The following is a 4,611-nucleotide window of genomic DNA, read 5'->3' as shown; positions in this document are numbered from 1 at the left end:
GACGGGCGCCGGGGCGGGCGCTGCGGCCGCCTGGGCCGATGCGTCCGCAGCCGCCGTGCTGGCTTCCGTGTTGGACGTGTTGGCGCAGCCGCCCAGGAGCGCGGCGCTGAAAAGAAGACCCAGAAGTTTGCTGTGAGAGGCCATGGAGATCACCTGTTGCTGTGAATGAAAAAAAACGGATCGGGGGAGGGGCCGGGCGGGGCGGCGAACGGCTTACTGCACCAGCTGCCAGAAGGTCACGCTGGCGAACTTGGCGTCGCTCGCCCAGGGGTCCCAGATGGTCTTGTCGCCCTTGCTGCGGGCGCCTTCCCAGTTGCCCAGCGAGGTGGACATCGCGGGCGGGTAGCTGCCGCGCGTGCGCAGCGTTTCGGTCTTGCCGCCGCGGGTGTAGGCATAGCCGCCGGCGGCCTTGTCGGGGCCCGGGTAGACCACGATGACGTGGCCGTTGCCTGACTCCTTCTTGCCCCCGACGATGACCGCCCCGCCGCGCGCGAGGTCGCCCACCTGCGAGGCGGGCACGGAGCGCCAGTGGCGCTGCCCCTGCACGTGGTCCATCAGCGCGTTGGCGCTCATGTAGGGCTGGTCGGGCAGGTACTGCTTGATCACGTGCCAGACGGCGTGGCTGCAGGAGTTGGGATGGAGGTCGGCGGCCTGGTCGCAGGCCTGCTTCAGCTTCGCGACCGCGGTGGCGTCTACGGGCATGGGGTCTTGTCCTGGTCCGGGGGCGTCGGGGGCTTGGCGGAGGTGGGCCCGGAGGCTGCCGGCCGGTACAGGCGGTTCTTGGCATCCCACCGCAGGGTGGGCAGGTGGTAGTCGCCACCCACGGCGGGCGAGCGCACCTGGAGCTGGATCTCGTGCGGCACGCCGTCGCGCCAGCGGCCGGGGACCACGTCCAGTTCCTCGGGCGGGTCCGCGGGAAAGAGGTGGGTCAATTTGCCGACGCAGCGGCCGGTGTCGTCCACCAGCAGGGGCAGCGGAAAGCGCTCCCACGGCGCATCGGGCGGCAGGCCGCGGTAGTGGGCGTCGGTGAACACGGCCAGCAGGCGCACCTTGGCGGCCTTGGCCGGCGCATTCCCGGCGGCGCCGCCCTGCACCAGTGGGCAGGCGCGCACCGCGTCGCGGTAGGGCTCCCAGGCCGCCGGCAGCGAAAGGTCCGCGTCCGGGGGCTGGCACTGGGCGGGGTCGAGCGCCATGGGGGGTTTCGCCCCGGCGTGGACCGCAGCGGACAGCATGGCGGCCGCCAGCCAGCCGGCCCACGGAAGAACTGCGTTCATGGGTGCATCAAAGAATGGAAATGGAATGTATCGGGTGCCCGAGCCGGCCGCGCCCTCCCGGTCGCGCTTTCCCGGTCATTGGGGGCCCGCAGGCGCGAAGTGTCGCCGCGGAAGCCGCGAAATCGATGTCAAAGGTTCCCGAAGATACCAATTGATTCAAAAATAACACGCCCCAACACCAACTTTTGGCGTTTTGGGGAGTCTGGCGCGCCGTTCAGCGGCTGCGGACGTGGGCCGAGCGGGGGCTGCGCAGCGTGTCGGCGTCCAGGATCAGGCGCCCCTGGATGCGGCCTTTCATGCGCTTGACGCTGCTGGCCGCATCCAGCATGTGCCGGGCCATCAGTTCGCGCACTTTTTCTGCATCCCGGGCGCGCGCCGCCTGCACGATCTCGCGGTGGAAGTTGGCGTTGGCCTCGCCGAAGCGCCGGTGCTCCGACTTCGGGGTGCGGTTGCCGTACACGATGAGCTGGCGCAGCATCTCGTTGATCAGCTCGCAGGTGAAGCGCAGGAACGGATTGGGGTTGGCCGCGGCCAGGATGTCGTGGAAGTTGACGTCCTCGCGGCGCTGGCTCAGCAGGTCCTCGCTGCTGGAGTTGGGATCGCAGCAGGCGATGCTGTGCTCCAGCGCCTCGAAATCGGCCTCGGTCAGGTGCGGCACGGCGCCGGCGGCCAGCTCGGGCTCCAGGAACTGGCGCACGGCGTAGATGTTGTCGATCGTCACGTCCTGGAAGAACAGGTAGTTCTGCAGGAACTGCAGCGTGCGGTCCAGCGACACCTCGGCGATGGTGCCGCCGCCCGAGGGGCCGGTGGAGATGGTCACCAGGCCCTGCACCTCCAGCGACTTGAGCGCCTCGCGGATGGTGCCCTTGCTCACTTCGAACTGCGCCTGCAACTCGCTCTCGCGCGGCAGGCGGTCGCCCGGGCTCAGGTTCTTTTCGGTGATGAGCCGCTTGATCTCCTGCGCCACCAGGTCGGGGCGCTTCAGGGGCTTGATCGGCTTGCCGGCGGGCGGTTTCGTGGCCATGGGTGCGTTGCTGGGTTGAAGACGGGGCAAGGCGCAGCGCGGTGCCTGGCACCCGGCTGTCGCTTCCGTGGTGCAGTGTATGCACCAGGGCCGTGCAGCGGCGGGTCGGGCAGGGTTTACGTGCACGCGATTTGTTCTATTTATCACTATAAATAGGAAAAACACGTGGCACGCCGCGTGCTTTGCAAAAAGCCGTGCCCTGGCCTGCAGGCCGGCCGACCCAACCCCCACAGGAGCCCCTTCATGCACCGTCGTCAACTCTTGCAACTCTCCGCACTGGGCGCGCTGCCCGCATCGCTGGGCCTGGCGCGCAGCGCCTGGGCGCAGTCCGCCGGCGCCATCCAGTTCGGCTGCCCGGTGCCCATGTCGGGCGCCTTCGCCGCCAACGGAAAGTTCGCCGACCTGGGCATGAAGCTGGCCATCGAGCAATACGGCTCGGCCCTCAAGCGCCCCCTGGCCTACACGGTGCTGGACACCGAGGGCAAGCCCGCCACGGCCGTGCGCAAGGTGCAGGAGTCGTCGCAGCAGCAGGGCACGCGCTTTTTCGCGGGCGGCATCCTGTCGTCCGAATCGCTGGCCATGGGCAAGGAGGCCGAGAAGGCGGGCGGCATCTTCATCACCACGGCCGGGGCCGACGAGATCACCGGCAAGGACTGCAACAGCGCCACGTTCCGCTGGTCGGTGCCGACCTTCGGGGCCATCGAGCAGACGGTGCGCCCGCTGGCCGACGCGCTGCCCAAGGCCAAGCGCTGGTACACCATCACGCCGCAGTACGTGTTCGGCGACGGCCTGCTGTCGGCCGCCAAGAACGTCTTCAAGGAAAAGGGCCTGGAGCACGTGGGCAACAGCTACCACTCGCTGGCCGAGAAGGAGTTCAGCGGCTACCTGACCAACGCCATGGCCGCCAAGCCCGACGTGCTGCTGCTGCTGAACTTCGGCTCGCAGTCGTCGGATGCGCTGCGCCAGGCGGTGAGCTTCGGCATGCACAAGAACATGACCATCCTGATCGCCTGGGCCTCGGGGCTGGAGCAGTTCGAGTCGCTGGGCGCGGACCTGTGCGACGGCGTGTATTTCGGCGCGCAGTACTGGCACACCGCCGATGCCCCGCTGAACCTGGAGCTGGTCAAGCGCAGCAACGACAAGTTCAAGTCCAACCCCAACTACAGCCTGGCGGGCTCGTACATCTGCACCAAGCTGCTGATCGACGGCATCCTCAAGGCCGGCACGGTGGACCAGAAGGCGGTGATCGCCGCGCTGGAGGGCATGAAGTACGCGGGCCTCACGGGAGAGGAAGAGATCCGCAAGGGCGACCACCAGGTGCTCAAGAACTACTACCTGCTCAAGGGCAAGCCCAAGGCCAGGATGGCCAACAAGGACGACTACGTGGACGTGGTGAGTTCGGGCAAGTCGTTCCTGCCGCTGGACCAGACCGGCTGCAAGCTGGGCTGACCGCTCGCTGCCGCCTTCCTGCGCCCCGCGCCTTGGCCCTTCACCGTCCGCCCCGCAGCCGCGGGGCCAAAGCCTTGACTGCCCCACTTCCATGAGCATCTACCTGCTACAGGTCATCAACGGGATCGGCATCGGCATGCTGTATTTCCTGCTGGCCGTCGGCCTGTCCATCGTGTTCGGCCTGCTGCGCTTCGTGAACTTCGCGCACGGCGCGTTCTACCTGCTGGGCGCGTATTTCTGCTACCAGATGACGCGCTGGGGGCTGAGCTTCTGGCTCGCGCTGGCCGTGGTGCCGCTCGTGGTGGGCGCGCTCGGCTGGCTGACCGAAAAGCTCGTGCTGCGCCACGTCTACGCCAAGCCGCACGAGTTCCACATCCTGGTCACCGTGGGTCTGGCGCTGGCGATCCAGGAGCTGGTCATCCTGCAGTGGGGGCCGCTGGGCGACAGCGTGGCGGTGCCCGACCTGCTGCAGGGCGTGGTGATGTGGGGCAGCTTCGTGTATCCCAAGTACCGCCTGTTCGTGATCGGCTTCACCGCCGTGCTGGCCGTGGGCCTGTGGTGGGTGCTCGAAGGTACGCGCCTGGGCAGCGCAGTGCGCGCGGGCAGCGAATCGACCGAGATGGTGTCGCTGCTGGGCATCAACGTGTTCCGCATCTTCAGCCTGGTGTTCGCGCTGGGTGCGGCCACCGCCGCCATCGCGGGCGTGCTGGCCGCGCCGATCCGCGGCGCCGAGCCCTTCATGGGCATCGAGGCGCTGGGCGTGGCCTTCGTGGTCGTGGTGGTGGGCGGCATGGGGCAGTTTCGGCGCGACGCGTGGTCGGCCGGCCTGCTGATCGGCATCGTGCAGAGCGTGATGAGCACGGT

Annotated in this window: 5 protein-coding genes; 2 read left to right on the top strand and 3 right to left on the bottom strand. The window is 68.1% G+C overall.

Annotated features, from left to right (window positions below; genetic code table 11):
* Window positions 1-213 precede the first annotated feature (213 nt).
* The 3 genes from AC27KI_RS19145 to AC27KI_RS19135 all read right to left on the bottom strand — a co-directional run bounded on the left by AC27KI_RS19145 (window position 214) and on the right by AC27KI_RS19135 (window position 2,298).
* Window positions 214-702, bottom strand: coding sequence for a hypothetical protein (locus AC27KI_RS19145; protein WP_284409944.1), 489 nt, complete (start codon window positions 700-702; stop codon window positions 214-216).
* Window positions 693-1,274 (bottom strand): hypothetical protein, encoded by a 582-nt coding sequence (locus AC27KI_RS19140; protein WP_487115292.1) that lies wholly within the window; start codon window positions 1,272-1,274, stop codon window positions 693-695. Before AC27KI_RS19140 ends, AC27KI_RS19145 begins: the two co-directional genes overlap by 10 nt.
* A 214-nt stretch (window positions 1,275-1,488) precedes the next feature.
* Window positions 1,489-2,298, bottom strand: coding sequence for a FadR/GntR family transcriptional regulator (locus AC27KI_RS19135; protein WP_284397492.1), 810 nt, complete (start codon window positions 2,296-2,298; stop codon window positions 1,489-1,491).
* A gap of 243 nt (window positions 2,299-2,541) precedes the next feature.
* Here AC27KI_RS19135 and AC27KI_RS19130 point away from each other — a divergent pair, with 243 nt between their 5' ends.
* Together AC27KI_RS19130 and AC27KI_RS19125 are read left to right on the top strand one after the other, a co-directional pair.
* The gene (locus tag AC27KI_RS19130) at window positions 2,542-3,747 is read left to right on the top strand and encodes an ABC transporter substrate-binding protein (RefSeq protein ID WP_284407121.1); all 1,206 of its coding nucleotides are present in this window, start codon (window positions 2,542-2,544) and stop codon (window positions 3,745-3,747) included.
* Window positions 3,748-3,838: 91 nt separating this feature from the next.
* Window positions 3,839-4,611: branched-chain amino acid ABC transporter permease (locus tag AC27KI_RS19125; protein ID WP_487115290.1), on the top strand; the 773-nt coding region annotated here is incomplete at its 3' end.

It is taken from the genome of Acidovorax sp. KPB24-03 (assembly GCF_057546605.1).
This window is presented reverse-complemented; position numbering and strand designations above follow the sequence as displayed.

Bases quoted from the DNA above. Each gene is read 5' to 3' on its own strand.
- AC27KI_RS19130 (WP_284407121.1), top strand. From the start codon at position 2,542: ATGCACCGTCGTCAACTCTTGCAACTCTCCGCACTGGGCGCGCTGCCC.
- AC27KI_RS19145 (WP_284409944.1), bottom strand. From the start codon at position 702: ATGCCCGTAGACGCCACCGCGGTCGCGAAGCTGAAGCAGGCCTGCGAC.
- AC27KI_RS19140 (WP_487115292.1), bottom strand. From the start codon at position 1,274: ATGAACGCAGTTCTTCCGTGGGCCGGCTGGCTGGCGGCCGCCATGCTG.
- AC27KI_RS19135 (WP_284397492.1), bottom strand. From the start codon at position 2,298: ATGGCCACGAAACCGCCCGCCGGCAAGCCGATCAAGCCCCTGAAGCGC.